At 64.6% G+C, this 17,320-nt stretch carries 15 protein-coding genes and 1 other RNA gene; 4 read left to right on the top strand and 12 right to left on the bottom strand.

The features are described 5' to 3' along the window. Window positions 1–55 precede the first annotated feature (55 nt). The 10 genes from ftsW to rsmI all read right to left on the bottom strand — a co-directional run bounded on the left by ftsW (window position 56) and on the right by rsmI (window position 11,998). Window positions 56–1,285 (bottom strand): putative lipid II flippase FtsW, encoded by a 1,230-nt coding sequence (gene ftsW / locus QD356_RS00765; RefSeq protein ID WP_054555086.1) that lies wholly within the window; start codon window positions 1,283–1,285, stop codon window positions 56–58. Next, window positions 1,278–2,789, bottom strand: coding sequence for a UDP-N-acetylmuramoyl-L-alanine--D-glutamate ligase (gene murD, locus QD356_RS00760; RefSeq protein ID WP_192838351.1), 1,512 nt, complete (start codon window positions 2,787–2,789; stop codon window positions 1,278–1,280). The genes ftsW and murD overlap by 8 nt, the downstream gene beginning before the upstream one ends. 13 nt (window positions 2,790–2,802) lie before the next feature. Then, a complete protein-coding gene (gene mraY, locus QD356_RS00755; RefSeq protein WP_043332504.1) occupies window positions 2,803–3,885 on the bottom strand; it encodes a phospho-N-acetylmuramoyl-pentapeptide-transferase in 1,083 nt (360 codons plus the stop codon). A gap of 9 nt (window positions 3,886–3,894) precedes the next feature. Beyond that, on the bottom strand, window positions 3,895–5,358 hold the full coding sequence (murF, locus tag QD356_RS00750; protein WP_192838350.1) for a UDP-N-acetylmuramoyl-tripeptide--D-alanyl-D-alanine ligase: 1,464 nt from the start codon (window positions 5,356–5,358) through the stop codon (window positions 3,895–3,897). Then, window positions 5,355–6,953: a UDP-N-acetylmuramoyl-L-alanyl-D-glutamate--2,6-diaminopimelate ligase gene (locus tag QD356_RS00745; protein WP_082388133.1), complete on the bottom strand. Its 1,599-nt coding sequence runs from the start codon at window positions 6,951–6,953 to the stop codon at window positions 5,355–5,357. The genes murF and QD356_RS00745 overlap by 4 nt, the downstream gene beginning before the upstream one ends. A gap of 105 nt (window positions 6,954–7,058) precedes the next feature. After that, entirely contained in the window at window positions 7,059–8,720 is a 1,662-nt protein-coding gene (locus QD356_RS00740; protein ID WP_054555193.1) for a penicillin-binding protein 2, read from the bottom strand. Window positions 8,721–8,836: 116 nt separating this feature from the next. Continuing rightward, on the bottom strand, window positions 8,837–9,157 hold the full coding sequence (gene ftsL / locus QD356_RS00735; protein ID WP_043332508.1) for a cell division protein FtsL: 321 nt from the start codon (window positions 9,155–9,157) through the stop codon (window positions 8,837–8,839). Between the two features lie 250 nt (window positions 9,158–9,407). Then, window positions 9,408–10,394 (bottom strand): 16S rRNA (cytosine(1402)-N(4))-methyltransferase RsmH, encoded by a 987-nt coding sequence (gene rsmH / locus QD356_RS00730; RefSeq protein ID WP_054555089.1) that lies wholly within the window; start codon window positions 10,392–10,394, stop codon window positions 9,408–9,410. Window positions 10,395–10,679: 285 nt separating this feature from the next. After that, an RNA gene (rnpB, locus tag QD356_RS00725) (RNase P RNA component class A) lies at window positions 10,680–11,032 on the bottom strand. A gap of 102 nt (window positions 11,033–11,134) precedes the next feature. After that, entirely contained in the window at window positions 11,135–11,998 is an 864-nt protein-coding gene (rsmI, locus tag QD356_RS00720) for a 16S rRNA (cytidine(1402)-2'-O)-methyltransferase (RefSeq protein ID WP_192838349.1), read from the bottom strand. A gap of 196 nt (window positions 11,999–12,194) precedes the next feature. Between rsmI and QD356_RS00715 the strand changes: the two genes are divergently transcribed. From QD356_RS00715 to QD356_RS00700, 4 genes are read left to right on the top strand one after another with little or no spacing between them, the layout of a single operon-like run. Next, window positions 12,195–14,096: a penicillin-binding protein activator gene (locus QD356_RS00715; RefSeq protein ID WP_192838348.1), complete on the top strand. Its 1,902-nt coding sequence runs from the start codon at window positions 12,195–12,197 to the stop codon at window positions 14,094–14,096. Window position 14,097: 1 nt separating this feature from the next. Then, the gene (locus QD356_RS00710; RefSeq protein ID WP_052384397.1) at window positions 14,098–14,499 is read left to right on the top strand and encodes a YraN family protein; all 402 of its coding nucleotides are present in this window, start codon (window positions 14,098–14,100) and stop codon (window positions 14,497–14,499) included. Window positions 14,500–14,520: 21 nt separating this feature from the next. Next, window positions 14,521–15,114, top strand: a complete 594-nt coding sequence (locus QD356_RS00705; protein ID WP_043332512.1) for a phosphoheptose isomerase — start codon at window positions 14,521–14,523, stop codon at window positions 15,112–15,114. A gap of 37 nt (window positions 15,115–15,151) precedes the next feature. After that, a complete protein-coding gene (locus QD356_RS00700; protein ID WP_054555092.1) occupies window positions 15,152–15,730 on the top strand; it encodes a BON domain-containing protein in 579 nt (192 codons plus the stop codon). A 203-nt stretch (window positions 15,731–15,933) separates the two neighbouring features. On the opposite strand, the gene QD356_RS00695 is transcribed toward QD356_RS00700, so the two are convergent. After that, complete coding sequence (locus QD356_RS00695; RefSeq protein ID WP_192838347.1) at window positions 15,934–16,524, bottom strand: ClpXP protease specificity-enhancing factor; 591 nt, start codon at window positions 16,522–16,524, stop codon at window positions 15,934–15,936. A 167-nt stretch (window positions 16,525–16,691) separates the two neighbouring features. Beyond that, entirely contained in the window at window positions 16,692–17,318 is a 627-nt protein-coding gene (sspA, locus tag QD356_RS00690) for a stringent starvation protein SspA (RefSeq protein ID WP_043332516.1), read from the bottom strand. Between the last annotated feature and the right edge of the window lie 2 nt (window positions 17,319–17,320).

The following is a 17,320-nucleotide window of genomic DNA, read 5'->3' as shown; positions in this document are numbered from 1 at the left end:
ACAGTGTCTACCGAGTCGACCGCCCCCTCGGGAGCGATGGTAGAAGAAGATGACGTCATGCCTGTGCTCCTTGCGGTGTCTCGGTCGGCTTCTTGGCCTTGCGCCGGGGCGCGGCGGCATTTCCTGTCGGTGTGCGGGTCAGCTTGCGGGTCTCGGCATCGATACGCAGCAGTATCGCGATCTGCACGCAACTGACGATCAGGCTGGAACCGCCATAACTCATCAGGGGCAGGGTCAGCCCCTTGGTGGGCAGCAGTCCGCTGGCCACACCGATGTTGATGAAGGCCTGCGCCCCCAGCACGAGGGCGATACCGTAGCCGAGGTAGGCGCTGAACGGCAAGCCGGCGAGTTCAGCGCGGCGACCGATCTTGAAGGCGCGGTAGATCAGCAGTCCGAACAGCGCCACCACGGCCGTCGCCCCGATCAAGCCCAGTTCCTCGGCCAGCACGGCGAACACGAAATCGGTATGCGCTTCGGGTAAATAGAACAGCTTCTGCACGCTGTTGCCCAGCCCCATGCCGCTCAGGTGGCCACGACCGAAGGCGATCAACGCCTGGGTCAGCTGATAGCCACTGTCATACATGTTGGCCCACGGGTCGGTATAGGTGGTCAGACGCTCCCAGCGATAGGGTTCGGCGATCGCCAACAGCCAACCGCCGCCGCCGGCCAGGCCCAGCAAGACGATGAAGCCCCACCAGGCGACGCCCGCCATCAGCAGCATGCCCATCACGGCGCCGCCCATCACCACGATGGAGCCAAAGTCAGGCTCGAGTGCCAGCAGCACGATCATCAGCAACAAGGGGACGCATGGCAGAATGAGGCCGTTGACGACGCTGGCGCGCACCTTGTCGAGGCGGCGGTCCAGATAGCCGGCCAGCCAGATCATCAGGCACAGCTTGGCGATCTCGGAGGCCTGCACCCCGCCGACCAATGGCAGCGGTATCCAGCGCTTGGCGCCGTTGATCTCGCGCCCGACCACCAACACGACCACCAGCAGCACGAAGCCCAGCATCAGCATCGCGAAGCTGCGCTGCTGCCAGGCGGACATCGGCACGCGCAGCGTACAGATCGCGGCCACCAGGCCGATCACGATGAAGATGCCGTGACGCATGCTGTAGTAGAAGGCATTGCCATCGAAGCGCTCGCTCGAGATCTCGCTGGAGGCAGACGTCACCATCACCCAGCCGATACACAGGATCGCCAGCGCGCAGAACAGCAGCCAGCCGTCGACGGGCTGACGCTCTGCCGTCAGGGTGTCATGGACTCGCCGAGCCTTGTTACGCATCGCAGGCTTCCTTGTCGCTGCCGCCAGGGCCAGAATTGCAGTCAGCACCGGACATGATGTGCTGCGTGACCCAGTCACGGAACGCGTCGCCGCGCGCCATGTAATTGGGGAACTGATCGAGACTGGCGCAGGCCGGTGACAGCAGTACGCAGTCCCCCGCCTGAGCGATCTGTCGAGCATGACGCATGGCCTCCAACAGCGTCATGACTGGCGTCACGGTGACGTCATCGGCCAGGGCTTGCGTCAATAACGGCGCATCCTGTCCGAACACCACCGCCTCACGGGCGTAACGGGCCAGTGGCGCCGCCAGCGGCGTGAAATCCGCACCCTTGCCCTGGCCGCCGGCCAGCAATATCAGCTTGCCCTCGAGCGTCGGACCGAGACCGGCGATCGCCGCCAGCGTCGCCCCGACATTGGTGCCCTTGGAATCATTGATCCAGCGCACGCCCGCCACCTCGGCGATCAGCTCGCCGCGATGCGGCAAGCCCGCGAAGCTTGCTAGCTCGGCGACCATCGCCGTCTCGTCGAGACCGATCGCGGTGCCCATCGCGAGTGCCGCCAGCGCATTGGCCTGGTTGTGGCGGCCGGCCAGTCGCACGTCCGCAGCAGGCATCACACTGCGCAGCTGACCAGACTCGATGTGACACAGCAACAGCGTGCCGCCCTGCTCCGCCAGGCACCATTGCGCCTGCCTGGCAGCCTCATCGGTCGACTCATCAGCTGACTCACCGAGCTGCACACTGAAGCTGACTCGCGCCACCGCATCATCTTCGGCCGGCCAGCTCCAGGCGTCATCGGCATTGATGACCGCAAGGCCTGCGCCGCGGAAGATGCCGCGCTTGGCGGCCTGATAGCCGCGCATGCCATCGTGGCGATCGAGGTGATCTTCAGAGAGATTCAGGAAGCAGGCGACATCGGCCTTGAGCTCAGGTGTGGTCTCGAGCTGGAAGGAAGACAGCTCCAGCACGTAGAGCTCGGCATCAGGCTGCTCACGCAACAAGGTCAGCGCGGCGGTGCCCAGATTGCCGCCGACCGCCACGTCACGACCGGCACGCGCGGCCATCTGCGCGATCAGCGTGGTCACGGTGGACTTGGCGTTCGAGCCGGTGATCGCGACCAGCGTGGGCCGCTTGCCCTGCGCGTCGCGGGCCTGACGCTCATCCAGCGCGCGCACGAAGAGTGCGATCTCGCCGACCAGTCGCTCGCGAACCCCATCGAATACCGCCTGACGCGGGTCAATACCTGGACTGAGCACCACCTCGCCGAAGCGTGACAGGTCCAACGCTTCCAGCGGGCCGAGATGTACCTCGGCCTGCGGCGCATGCTCGCGCAGGCTCTCGAGGCCCGGCGGTGCACTACGGGTATCGGCGACGGCAAAGTCGATGCCACGATCACTCAGATGGCGAGCGATCGCCTGTCCGGAGACACCAAGACCGACCACCAGGGTCGGTCCTTTGGCAGGCACCGGCGAGGCCGGTGCTTGAGAGGTGACAGAGAGGGTCATCGCGAATGCGTCCTCAGCGAACCTTGAGTGTGGCCAGGCCAAGCAGCACCAGCACGACGGTGATGATCCAGAAGCGCACGATGACGCGCGGCTCCGGCCAGCCTTTCAGCTCGAAGTGGTGATGCAGCGGCGCCATGCGGAAGATGCGTCGCCCGGTCAGCTTGTAGGAGCCGACCTGCAGGATCACCGAGACAGTTTCCATCACGAAGACGCCGCCCATGATGAACAGCACGATTTCCTGACGCACGATGACCGCCACGACCCCCAGTGCCGCACCGAGTGCCAGCGCGCCCACATCGCCCATGAAGACCTGGGCGGGATAGGTGTTGAACCACAGGAAACCGAGGCCGGCACCCGCGATGGTGGCGCAGAACACCGCCAGCTCGCCGGAACCGGCGATGAAGGGAATGTGCAGATACTCGGCGAACTTCAGGTTGCCCGAGGCGTAGGCGAAGATGGCCAGGCCCATGGCGACCAGCACGGTCGGCATGATCGCCAGACCATCGAGGCCATCGGTCAGGTTGACCGCATTGGAGCTGCCGACGATCACGAAGTAGGTCAGCACCATGTAGAACACGCCCAGCGGGATGACGACGTCCTTGAAGAACGGCACCAGCAGGCCCGTCTCGGCCGGCGTGCTCGCCGTCAGATACAGCACCACGGCGGCGCCGATGCCCACCACCGACTGCCAGAAGTACTTCCAGCGCGCCGGCAGGCCACGCGGATTCTTCTCCACCACCTTGCGGTAGTCATCGACCCAGCCGACGGCGCCGAAGCCCAGCGTGACGGCCAGCACCACCCAGACATACAGGTTGGTCAGGTCGCCCCACAGCAGGGTGGAGACGGCCATCGACAGCAGGATCATCACGCCGCCCATGGTCGGAGTGCCGGCCTTGGAAAGGTGAGACTTGGGGCCATCGTCGCGCACGGCCTGGCCGATCTGGCCATCGACGAGCTTGCGTATGACCCAGGGACCCAGCCACAGACACAGCAACAGTGCCGTCAACGTGGCCAATACCACGCGCAGGGTCAGATAATTGAAAACCGTAAAGGCGCCATTGAATTGGGCCAGAAACTCAGCAAGCAGCAGCAGCATGACTCACATTCACCTTGATGCGTCGACCTTGAGCGCGGCAACGACATTCTCCATGCCAGCGCTGCGAGACCCCTTGACCAGAACACTGGCCCCGGTGGGTAGATGGTTACGGGCGTAAGCTTCCAGCTCTGCCCGCTCGATAAAGTGCTTGCCACCGACCCCGAAGGCCTCGGCAGTCGCCTGAGCGCCCTCGCCGCAGGTGGCAATGAAATCTATGCCCAGCTTGCGGGCGTGATCGCCCACCTCGGCATGCAGACGTTCGGCGTCTGCTCCGAGTTCGCCCATGGCGCCCATCAGGCACCAGCGCGGCGCAGGCAGTGTCGCCAGCAGATCCAGCGCCGCCAGCATGGCGCCGGGGTTGGCGTTGTAGCTGTCATCCAGCAGACGCGAACCGTTGATGCCCGCCACGACGCCCAGCCTGCCGGGCACGCTCTCGGCGCTCTCGAGTCCGGCGATCACCAGATCACTGTCGATGCCCAGTGCCAGGCACGCCGCGGCAGCCGCCAGCGCATTGGCCACGTTGTGACGCCCCAGCAACGCCAGCTGGACACGACCGAGCGAGCGGCCATCAAACGTCAGTGCGAAAGCATAACGCCCGAGTTCATCCGCGCCTAGCTCACGCGCCTGCAGGCGTGCCGGGCGATCAACGCTATCCACGCTGCCATCCACAACGCCATCCGCAACACTGAAGTCGATGACATCGACCGCCTGGCCGGTTGCGGCCAGCGCCTGCCATAGCGAGAAGTAGGCGTCATCACGGTTGAGCACCGCGACCGGACGTCGCCCTCCCAACGGGCTCAAGCCCGCCAGAATCTCGCCCTTGGCCTGGGCGATCTGCCCCATGCCGCCGAATTCGCCGACATGGGCGCCGGTGACATTGGTGATCACCGCCACTTGCGGGCGCGCCAGGGCCGTCGTCCAGGCGATCTCGCCGAGATGATTGGCGCCCAGCTCGACCACGCCGTGCTGGTGGGCATTGCTCAAGCGCAGCAACGTCATCGGCAGGCCGAAATCGTTGTTGAGGTTGCCGTGATTGGCGAGGCTTTCGGCCTCGAAACGCGCGGCATCCCGCACCAGGATGGCGTGCACCAGGCCCTTGACGCTGGTCTTGCCGCTGTTGCCGGTCACCGCGATCAGCGGCCTCCCCCAGGCACGGCGACGCGCCGCCGCCAGCAGCCCGAAGGCCAGGCGGGTATCCGCGACGACGATCTGCGGCAGCGGATCATCCACTGCCCGCTCGACCAGCGCCGCGACGGCGCCATTGGCACGAGCCTGGGCGAGGAAGTCATGGGCATCGAAGCGCTCACCCTTCAGCGCCACGAACAGCGGTGCGACCTGCTCGCCAAGCTTGCGGGTGTCCGTCTCGATGGCGCCCAGCGCTTGATCGCGCAATGCCTGTGGCAACTGCGCCCCGAGCACCGCGGCCACTTCCTCGAAGGTGCTCAGACCAACGGGCTGTTCAGGCGCACTCATGCGTCACGCTCCTGACCTTCCAGCATCGAGAGCTCACGACGCTCCAGCGCCGCGACCGCATGGGCCACATCCGAAAACGGCAGTCGCTGACCGTCGATTTCCTGATAGTCCTCGTGCCCCTTGCCGGCGATCAGGATGACATCATGCTCGCCGGCATCGCGGATGACCTGGGCAATGGCTTCGCCACGCTCGGCGATATCCAGCACGCGCTCGCGGGCATGAATGCCGGTCATCATCTGTTGGCGAATGGCGGCGGCATCCTCGCTACGTGGATTGTCATCGGTGATCACGACACGGTCGGCGCCCTGTTCGGCGGCCGTGGCCATCAGCGGGCGCTTGCCGCTGTCGCGATCGCCGCCACAGCCGAGTACACACCACAGGCGCGCATCATCCCGCGCCGGCAGGTGGGCGCGCAGCGCGGTCAGCGCCGTCTCGACGGCCTCCGGCGTGTGGGCGTAGTCGACCACCACCACCGGCGCGCCATCACGACTCAGGCGCTGCATGCGGCCCGGTACCGGCGTCAGACGCGGCGCGGCGGCAAACAGCCCCTCGAACGAATAATCGAGGCCATGCAGGATCAACATTGCCAGCAAGGCGTTGTCGAGATTGAAGCGCCCCATCAGATTGAGGCCCAGCTCGCGCTCGCCATCCGGCGTCGCGATCACGGCAACCTGCCCCAGCGGCTCGGGGAAGACATCCAGCACGCGCAGGGTCGCGACATCATCACGCCCCATCGCCAGCACGCGCACGCCGCGCTGCATGCCGGCCAGCATCAGACGCGCCAGCGCATCGTCGGCATTGAGCACCGCAAGCTTGAGTTCGGGGCGCTTGAACAGCTTCGCCTTGGCCGCCGCATAGGCCGCCATGCTGCCGTGATAGTCGAGGTGATCCCGCGAAAGATTGGTATAGCCCGCGACGGTGAAGCGACAGCCATTGACGCGCCCTTGATCGAGCGCATGCGAGGAGACTTCCATCGCGATCAGCTCGGCACCGGCCAGGCTCAGGCCCTTGAGCGCCGCCTGCACGGCCAGGGCATCAGGCGTGGTGCGCTCGCCCGCGACCAGCGCGCCGGGACGCCCGATGCCGAGCGTGCCGATCATGCCGGCGGGCGTGCCCATCGCTTCGGCCAGCTCGGCGATGTAATGGGTGACGGAAGACTTGCCATTGGTACCCGTGACCCCGACCAGCGTCAGCGACTCGGGCACACTGAAGGCCTGGCGGCCCAGCTCACCGAGCTGCTCGCCCAGATTCTCGAGCCAGACGACTCTGGCATCGTCTGAATGCAGTGCGAGACGTGCATCCCCGCCTGCGGGTCTTTCGGCCAGCACCAGCTCGGCACCGCCCTCAAGCGCCGCGGCGATATAGTCGCGGCCATCGCTGGCGATGCCGGGGATGGCGATGAAGAGGGAGCCCTGCGCGGCACTGCGACTGTCGATCGTCAGGTGCCAGTCATCGCGCGCGGCAAGCCGTGCACGGCAATCGTCATTGAGGGCGCCTGGCCACAGCGCCAGCAATGCTGCCAGCATGTCTGTCGCCGTGGCCAACGGGCGCGCCAGAAACTCGCCCAGGCGCCTGGAATCGTGCGGTGAAGTCATGTCGGAAGACCTTCCTTGTTCCCGATGTCCCGGAACGTATTCACTACATGAGAAAAAAGACGCAGTCGCCCGCCTGAGGCCGACGACCGTGCCACATGAAAAGCGTTACTCACCGACCTTGCTGTCCGGCGGCACATCCAGCAGGCGCAATGCCTTGCCCACCACGCGCCCGAACACGGGCGCCGCCACCAGACCGCCGTAATATTCTTCCCCTTTGGGGTTCTCGATCATCACCACGGTCACGATACGCGGATCAGACACCGGTGCCACACCCGCGAACAACGAACGATAGGCGGTCTTCTGATAGCCACCGGCCGTCACCTTGCGCACGGTGCCGGTCTTGCCGGCGATGCGATAGCCTTCGACCACCGCCCGCTTGGCAGGCCCGTTGGGCTGCACGATCTTCTCCATCATGCCGAGCAAGGCGTGCGCGTTGTCCGATGAGATCACCTGGTCACCGACCGGCGGCGTCTTGACCTTGAGCAGCGACGGCGGCACACGACGGCCGTCGTTGGCGAGCGCGGTGTAGGCGCTGGCCAGCTGCAGCGCCGAGACGCTGATACCGTAACCGTAGGAGATGGAGGCCCGCTTGCTGCGCGACCAGTTGGTCGGCGGCGGCAGCACGCCGGTCGTCTCGCCCGGGAAGCCGGTGCCCGGCGCCTGGCCGAGGCCCAGCTCATAGTAGCGATTCCAGACCGCATCATCCTCGAGACTCAGCGCCATGCGGCTCATGCCGATATTCGAGGAATGATAGAGAATGCCCGCCATGTCGAGCTTGCCGTAGTTGCGGAAGTCACGAATGGTGAACTGATCGACCCGCATGTAACCCGGCGTGGTATCGATCACCGAGTCCGGCTGATACTTGCTGGAGGCAAGGCCAGCGCTCATCGACAGCGGCTTCATGACCGAGCCGGGCTCGAAGGCATCGGTGATCGCGCGGTTGCGCAGCCCGGCAGGATCAAGCCCGGCACGGTTGTTCGGGTTATAGGACTTCTGATTGACCATCGCCAGCACTTCCCCGGTGCGCGCATCCATCATCACCAGGGTGCCGCCATCGGCGCGGTGCTCCGCCACGGCCGCCTTGAGCTCGCGGTAGGCCATGTATTGCAGGCGCAGGTCGATGGAGAGGGTCAAGTCGCCACCGGGCTTGGCTTCGCTGATCAGATGCAGGTCACGCACCAGGCGCCCCTTGCGGTCCTTGAGCACGCGTCGCTTGCCCGGCGTACCGGAAAGGTAGGAATTGTAGGCAAGCTCGAGCCCCTCCTGGCCCTTGTCATCGACGTTGGTCACGCCGATCAACTGGGCGGAGACTTCTCCGGAGGGGTAATAGCGCTTGTATTCCTGCTTGTGGCTGACGCCCGGGATATCGAGGTCAATGGCAGGCTGGGCCTGCGGCGGGGTCATCTGGCGCTTGATGTACATGAAGCCCTTGCCGGCATCACGATAGCGGCGGACGCGTGCGATCAGATCATCCGGCTTCTGACCCAGCGCGCGCGCCAGCAATGACAGCCGCACGGGATCGTCGGGCACCTTGCGCGGGTCGGCCCACAGGGTGATGACCGGCGTGGAGATCGCCAGCGGCTCACCGGTGCGATCGGTGATCATGCCGCGGTGAGCATTGATGCTGTCGACACGCAGGGTGCGTGCATCGCCCTGATCCTGCAGGAACTGCTGATCGAAGAGCTGGAGATAGCCGATGCGGCCGACCAGAGCGACAAGCCCGGCCAGCACGATGAAGAGCATGATGCGATAGCGGGCTGGCCCCATGGCCGCGCGCGCGCTCTTGCGGGCACCGCTGGCGGCCTTGGTGCGAGCGGGCGTCTCAGCGCCGGCGGCTTTGCGCGGATTGCGCGGGCGAGACGAAGGCGGGTGACGCGTGGCCATCAGCGAATGACCTCGACATCGTGGACATCCGGGACACGCATCTCGAGTCGCTCGATGCTGATGCTTTCGATACGCGCCGGCGCCGACCAGGCGCTTTCTTCCAGCAGCAGGCGGCCCCAGCGTGCACGCGCATCATCGCGCGCCGCTTCCAGCTTCTGCAGCTGGGCATATTGGCCGCGCGAGAGGTGGGAGCTGATCACGACAGCAGCGGCAGAGCCGAGCAGACTGAGCATCAGCACCGCGAAACACAGGTGACGCCAACGCATCTGCACCTTGATCGGCCAGTTACCCGTCCAGCCATCCTGTCTCCGTCCCGCCATGCCGACTCCCTAATCACTCTGAACGTGATGCCCCGCATCACGAATATCCTTGCAGACTGCCAACGTGCAGGCGCGATGTTCGCTCACTTGTTTGAAGCGCCCGGCGCATTATGTCAGCAAGTGGCGTTAGCCGCTAAGAGTTGCAGCACGGCAACACTTGTGTCGTCCTTTCACCACAGCCCACTTGCGCGCGCGCCTGCCGGTAGGCAGGCGCAGAAAGAGGCACGATTCCCCAGAGGGAGCACTGACGCTATTTGAGCTTTTCGGCAATGCGCATCACGGCACTGCGCGAACGGACATTGGCATCGACTTCGCTCTGCGAGGCTTTCTGCGCCTTGCCCACCAGCTTGAGACGCTTGTTGAGCTGGTCTTCGCGGATCGGCATGCCACGCGGCGCCTGATCCCCCCGCGCCTTGTCACGCATGAAGCGCTTGACGATGCGGTCTTCCAGCGAGTGGAAGCTGATCACGACCAGACGACCGCCGGGCTTGAGCGCCTCGAGACCGGCATCCAGCGCGCGGGTCAGCTCATCCAGCTCACCATTGATGTGAATGCGGATCGCCTGGAAGACACGCGTCGCCGGGTGCTTGTGCTTCTCCCAGTTGGGGTGGGCATCCTTGATCAGGCTGGCGAAGTCGCCGGTGCGCGTGATGGGTCGCTCGGCGCGACGCTCCACCACGGCGCGTGCCAGACGCTTGGCATAACGCTCCTCACCATAGGTCTTGAAGACCCAGGCCATGTCCTCGGCACTGGCACGCGACAGCCACTCGGCGGCGCTCTCGCCACTGGTGGGGTCCATGCGCATGTCCAGCGGGCCATCATTCATGAAGCTGAAGCCACGCTCGGCATCATCCAGCTGCGGGGATGACACGCCGATGTCGAGCAGGATGCCATCCAGCTGGCCGTGCACGCCCTCACGCTCGGCATACTCGCCAAGACGCGCGAATTCACCGGCATGGATACTGAAACGCTCGTCATCGATGGTCGCAGCTTCCGCCAGCGCCTGGGGGTCACGATCACAGGCGATCAGACGCCCCTCGGGCGCCAGACGCGACAGGATCAGACGCGAATGGCCACCGCGACCGAAGGTGCCGTCGAAGTAGACGCCGGCAGTGTCCTGAATCAGGCCATCGACCGCGCCGTCGAGCATGACACTGACATGCGCGAAGCGATCAGCCACTTCGACGGACTCGGTATCGGCAGACTCGGTAACGGAAGGAGCGCTGGGCTTGGACATGACGAAACTCTGGACCTTGGCACGCGATGCGAGCAGTGAAAGCCGGTGGCAAAAGGCACCGACAGCATAAGAGCGGAAACAGCGCCTGCGTGCAGCAGGCAAGCGGCTGAAACACGAATTCAAGTGCCATAACCGACAACCGGCGCCTGTCACGGCAGCGTGTTCGTTGCCATCCAACTGCAATGGTCATTCACGAAACACGCAGCGGACGGCGCCGGTCATGCGAATTCAAGGTGTGCTGCCATCGCTAGCATCGCGAAGGCTGGCAGCACACTGACGTTATAAGGCGGGAGATGGCCGATAAGCCGGGTCTTGTCGTGGACAGTCATTCATCTAGGCCCTGAATCACTTCAGGGCTCAAGCAACCAACCCGCCCCCACTGCGGGCAGCAGCATAGGGGGCCTATTTGGTCTTGCTCCAGGTGGGGTTTACCTCGCCGCGAACTGTTACCAGCCGCGCGGTGCGCTCTTACCGCACCCTTTCACCCTTACCGGTCAGCCGAAGCTGACGTAGGCGGTCTTCTCTCTGCTGCACTTGCCGTCGGCTCGCGCCGCCCAGACGTTATCTGGCACCTTGCCCTATGGAGCCCGGACTTTCCTCCCCCAGCTTGCGCTGGCGGCGACTGTCTGGCCGTCTCCCAAGCGCGCAAGACTACCAGTGTCATGGGCCTTTCACAAGACGAAGCCCGCGCAGGCCGAACAATGGCAGCGGCAAAAAAGTCTGGCGTGACAGAGGTTTGCTTATTCCTCTGCCGCGTCCTTCATGGCTTGCGCCTTGGCATACCAGGCTTTCTTGCGCCCGCCCACCAGACGCGTGGCGATGGCGGCCATCTGCTTGACGCCGACGCCCTCCTCGAACAGCACCTGCAACAGGGCGTCGCCTTCGACACTGGCCGCCTCGTCGCCGTCACGTGCCGGCGCTCCTTCGATCATGACCACGAATTCACCGCGAGTCTGATCACTGTCAGCGTCCATCTGCGCCAGCAGCTCGGCCGCCGTGCCATCGAGGAAGGTCTCGAAGGTCTTGGTCAGCTCACGGGCCAGCACGACCCGGCGCTCGCCCAACACCTCGCGGATATCGCCGAGCAGCGCCTGGATGCGGTGCGGAGATTCATACAGCACATGGGTGGCGCTATCGTCGCGCAGCGCGGCAAGGCGCGCCTGACGCGGGCCACCCTTGTGGGCCAGAAAGCCCTCGAAGGTGAAGCGATCCGTCGGCAGGCCCGCCGCGCTGAGGGCGGTGATAAACGCGCACGGCCCCGGCAGCGGCACTACCTTGAAGCCACGCTCGCGCAGGGCGCGCACGACGATGAAGCCGGGATCGGAGATCAGCGGCGTGCCGGCATCGGAGACCAGCGCGACGCGTCGGCCTGCCTCCAGCGCCTGACACAGCTGGTCGACACGACCACGTTCGTTGTGATCGTGCAGGGACATCATGGGCACTTCCAGGCCCAGGTGACGCAGCAACCGCGCGCTGTGGCGGGTATCCTCCGCTGCGATCAGGTCCACTTCTCCCAGCACCCGCGCGGCGCGGGGACTGAGATCATCGAGGTTACCAATCGGCGTGGCGACCACGTACAATACGCCTTCAGAAGACTCGGACATTCAATGCTTCGACTCGTTGAACTCAATGGTAGAAATGGTCGTCAGACACAGGCAGATTGCCTTGGGACATTTCATCCGAAGGACGCTGCATGCGTGGCCCTGATCGACCGAGTGCCATGATGCCTTTCACCCTTCATCACAGTAGGCGGCGATGCAGTCCTGACCACATCGCCCATCAGCCAAGGGACCGTCGTACATGCGCCAGACATGGAATCGTGCATCAGCCAATACGCTGAGCACTTCGTCAGCCATCCGGCAGGAGGCCGCGCGCCGTTCACGTTCCGGCCTGCGCACGCTGGCGGGCCTCGCCGCCTCCGCCCTGCTGCTGGCAGGGTGTGCCGGACAGTCACCGCTTTCCAGCGGCCCCGGTGCCGATGCCCTGCTCGCTCAGGCCGAGCAGCAACAGGGTCAGCAAGCGGCCAGTACGCGCCTGCAAGCTGCGGACATCCTAGCACGCAGCGGCGACAACGCGCAGGCGATCACCATCGCATCCGACATCGATCCAACAAGCCTCGAGCCGCAGGAACGCGTGCAATGGGCCCTGCTGCTGTCGCGTATCGCGCTTGAGCAGCAGGACGGCTGGAACACGATCCTGGCCACCTCGGTGCTCGAGGACAACATCCAGATGTCCAGCGATGACCAGCGCACACTGCGCAAGCGTCGCGGCCTGGCACTCGGCATGGTCGGCGAACCCCTGGCCAGCGCCCAGACCCTGATCGCCCTGCAGGCCGACAGCGATGACCTGAGCATCAACGACACCCTGTGGGAGCAGCTCACGCGCCTCTCACCCAGCCAGCTCAATGAGCTGGCCAGTGCCAGCCCCACCGCCAGTGGCTGGACGGACCTACTGCGCCTGCAGCGTCGCTTCGGCGGCAACATCGACCAGATGTTCTCCGCCATCAACGACTGGTCGGACGCCAACCCGCAGCATCCCGCCGCACGCCAGATGCCGCAGGGCATTCTCGACCTGCGCGAGCTCTCCGGCCAGGAAGTGCGCAAGATTGCCGTCTTCCTCCCCGAGTCCGGTTCGCTCAAGCGGATCGCCCAGGCCATCCGTGAAGGCATCGAGGCGCGCCATCGCAGCGCCATCGACAATGCCGAGGCCACGCCGCAGCTGAGCTTCTATGACACCTCGAGCGCGGACCTCAAGACCCTGTATGCCCGTGCCACCATGGATGGCGCCCAGGTCGTGCTCGGCCCGCTGGACAAGAAGCTGGTCAGTCAGCTCGAGACCCAGAACAGCCTTCCGCTGCCGACACTGGCCCTCAACTACGGCACCCATGACAGCAACCGTGCCGACAACCTGTTCCAGTACGGCCTGTCCGCCGAGGACGAAGCCCGCCAGGTCGCCATGCGCGCCGCGCTTGATGGCCATCGTGGCGCCGCTGCGCTGGTGCCCAACAATGCCTGGGGCCAGCGCGTCTACAGCGCCTTCCGTGACCGCTTCGAGCAGGAAGGTGGCGACGTCGTTTCCGTCGAGCGCTACAACCCCAAGGGCGCCGTCAGCTCAGCCGTCAAGGACCTGCTGTCGGTCTCGAGCCAGGATCAGGCGCGCATGAAGTCCGCCAAGAAATCCGGCAGCAAATACGGCCGCGCGCACTCCGGCAACATCGACATGATCTTCCTGCTGGCGCTGCCGAGCTATGCGCGTCAGGTGCCGCCGATGCTGGACTTCTACTACGCGGGCGACCTGCCGATCTACGGCACCTCCCATCTCTATGACGGCGCACCGCAGCCCGATCAGGATGGCGACCTCAATGGCGTCGACTTCGTGGACATCCCCTGGGAAGTGCCGGAGGCCTCCTCCGGTGGCAAGGCGTCCCTGCCGGAAGTCGACACCTACCGCGCTCTGTCCGATGCTTCACCGCGCATGCTCAAGCTCAACGCCATGGGGGTCGATGCCTATCGTCTGGCCCAGCGCGTACCGCTGATGCTGGCCGGTGCGGGCGGCGAACTCTTCGGCGCCACCGGCAGCCTCTTCCCGCGCCACGATGGCCGCATCGAGCGCACGCTGCCCTGGGCTGAATTCAGAGGTGGCGTACCGCGTCCGCCACTGAAAGGCGCCAACAGCCGCACCGTCGAAGCCTACACGCCCTGACATGACACGCGCCGACTCGCCCTCTGGCAAGGCGCACCCGCCTCCCCAGCGTCGCGCCCGAGCGCGCGGCGCCGTCATCGAGGCGGAGGTAGAACAATGGCTGGCAGCGCGTGGCCTGACACCCGTCACGCGCAACCAGCATGCCAAGGGCGGCGAGATCGACCTGATCATGCGTGACGCCGAGACCCTGGTCTTCATCGAGGTGCGCTACCGGGCCAACTCCCGCTTCGGCAGCGCACTGGAAAGCGTGACCCATACCAAGCAACGCCGGCTGATCACTGCCGCGCGTTTTTATCTGGCCCAGCACGGGCTATCATGTTCCTGCCGCTTCGACGTGGTAGGCGTGGAGGGGACCTCCCCTCGTTCCATTCACTGGATTCGCCACGCCTTCGAAGCGTTCTGAAGCCAACGACCAAGAGCCATCATGGATTTCCAATCGCGTATTCTCGGCCACTTCAACGCCAGCATTGACACCAAGACCTACGCCAGCGAAGTGCTGCCGCCCTTCATCGAAGCGGCCAGCCAGATGATGGTCCAGAGCCTGGTCAATGACGGCAAGATCCTGGCCTGCGGCAACGGCGGCAGCGCCGGCGACAGCCAGCATTTCTCCTCCGAGCTGCTCAACCGCTTCGAGCGTGAGCGCCCGAGCCTGCCGGCCATCGCGCTGACCACCGACACCTCCACGCTGACGTCCATCGCCAACGACTACAGCTACAACGAGGTGTTCTCCAAGCAGATCCGCGCCCTGGGTCAGCCCGGCGACATCCTGCTGGCCATCTCCACCAGCGGCAACTCCGCCAACGTGGTGCAGGCCATCCAGGCGGCTCACGACCGTGACATGCGTGTCGTCGCCTTGACCGGCCGCGACGGTGGCGACATGGCGTCACTGCTGGGCAGTGAAGACTGCGAGATTCGTGTCCCCGCCACCTCTACGGCACGCATCCAGGAAGTCCATCTGCTGGCCATCCACTGCCTGTGCGACCTGATTGATCATCAGCTGTTCGGCAGCAACGAGTAATCCGCGCGCCCCACGGCATTCACCAGGAGAAAACGGCATGACGCCCAAGAACCTGCTTTCCCTCATGGCCACCGCCGGCTTCCTGACGCTAGCCGGCTGCACCACCGTCGCCGACCTGACCAACAGCGGCCCGATCGACGAAGACTATGGCGATCGCACCCTGGGCGCCCAGGTGGAAGACGAGAGCATCGAGACCAAGATTGAGGTCAATCTCGGCAAGACCGATGCCCGCTTCAATGATGCCCACGTCAACGTGAACTCCTACAACGGCATGGTGCTGCTGACCGGCCAGGTCGCCAGCGACGAGCTGAAGCAGAAGGCCACGGACATCGCCAAGGATGTGCGTCGCGTGCGTCAGGTGCACAATGCGCTGGAAATCAGCGCCAATGCCCCGGCCAGCCAGCGCGTGCAGGACACCTGGCTGACCACGCGCGTCAAGGCCACGCTGGCGGCGGATGCCAACATCGACTCCGGCCGCATCCTGGTACTCACCGAGAATGCCAGCGTCTACCTGATGGGTATCGTGACCCGCGCCGAAGCCGACCAGATCGTCAGCAAGGTATCTGAAGTCGGCGGCATCCAGCGTATCGCCAAGGTCTTCGAGTACCTCGACTGATCGAGGTGGCGCACCTTGCATGCCTGACATGCAACAAAGTGCCCTGAACCAAAAGTGCCCTGAACGATACGTACCCTGAATAAATAGCACCAAGAATGAAAAATGCCCCGCAGGCCGAAGCCTGCGGGGCATTTTTCATGACAGGAGCGACATCAGGCGGACAATGGCCAATCCTCATCCATCGCCCCCACCTGCCGACGTGATTACTTGATCACGCGCAGCGAAGGACGCCCCTTGCGCGGCGGCTTGGGCTGATCATTGTCATCAGCGCCCTGCTCGTCGCTGGCCGAATCCGACGCCTGCTCTTCACCGGCGACTTCGGCATCAGCGCCTGGACTTGTCTCGGCGGATGCATCCGCTGACTCAGGCGACTCTTCCTCGGCGGGCGCACTGCCGACACTGGCCAGCGTCGGGCGCGCTGCGGCGGCCGGCTCGGCATCTGGCGCGGCTTCACCGAATGTCATCTCATCGGCACCCGGCATCACCGGCTCGTGACCGAAGACCATACCGACACCGTTTTCACGCGAATACAGCGCGACCAGGGCCGCTGTCGGCACGCTGACGTGCATCGGCTGACCACCGAAGCGGGCATTGAAGCTGACCCCTTCATTGGCAATCAACAGATCACGCACCGCGCCGGGTGCGATATTGAGCACGATCTGGCCGTTCTGGATGTGTTGACGCGGCACCTGGACACCTTCCTGCTCGGCGTCCACCACGATGTACGGCGTATTGTCGTTATCCAGCAGCCACTCGTAGAGTGCGCGTGCCAGATAAGGGCGACTGGAAAGCATGGGAGAACCTCTTGAACTGCAATGAGTGTCAGCGACGACCGAAGTCCATTCCGCCAACGGGCCAACGCCCCGCACATCGCTCACATCCATCATCCACAGACTGATGAGCGAGGGCGAAAGCCCGAATGCGTGACCGATCGATCAATGACCGAAGGATCACGCACGGATCAGATGCGCATCTCGCGCTCGGCCTCGGACAGCGACGCCTTGAAGGCATCACGCCCGAACAACCGCTCCATGTAGGTCAGCAGCGGCTTGACCTGCTTCTCCGGCAGCTCGATTCCCAGTGTCGGCAAGCGCCACAGGATCGGGGCAATGCAGGTGTCCACCAGCGAGAACTCGTCGCTCATGAAGAACGGCATGTCGTCGAAGATCGGGGAAATGCCGATCAGGCTTTCACGCAATTCCTTGCGCGCCTTGTCGGCTTCCTTCTTGGTGCCTGTCTGGATGGTTTCCATCATCGGCACCCATTCGCGCTCGATGCGATGCATCCACAGACGGCTCTGGGCGCGCGCCACCGGATACACCGGCAACAGCGGCGGATGCGGGAAACGCTCGTCCAGATATTCCATCATGACCTTGGACTCGTAGAGCACCAGGTCGCGATCCAGCAGCGTCGGCACACTGTTGTACGGGTTCAGGTCGGCCAGCTCGGCCGGACGGCTGTCATCATCCACATCAATGATATCGACTGCCACACCCTTCTCGGCCAGCACGATCCGTACACGGTGGCTGAAGTGGTCGTCACCACCGGAGTAGAAGGTCATCGATGAACGCTTGGCCACAACACCCATGA

This window comes from Cobetia sp. 2AS (assembly GCF_029846355.1).
Classification (GTDB): Bacteria; Pseudomonadota; Gammaproteobacteria; order Pseudomonadales; family Halomonadaceae; genus Cobetia; species Cobetia amphilecti.
Note: the sequence above shows the minus strand (reverse complement) of the source record. Positions and strands in the feature narration are given on the sequence as shown.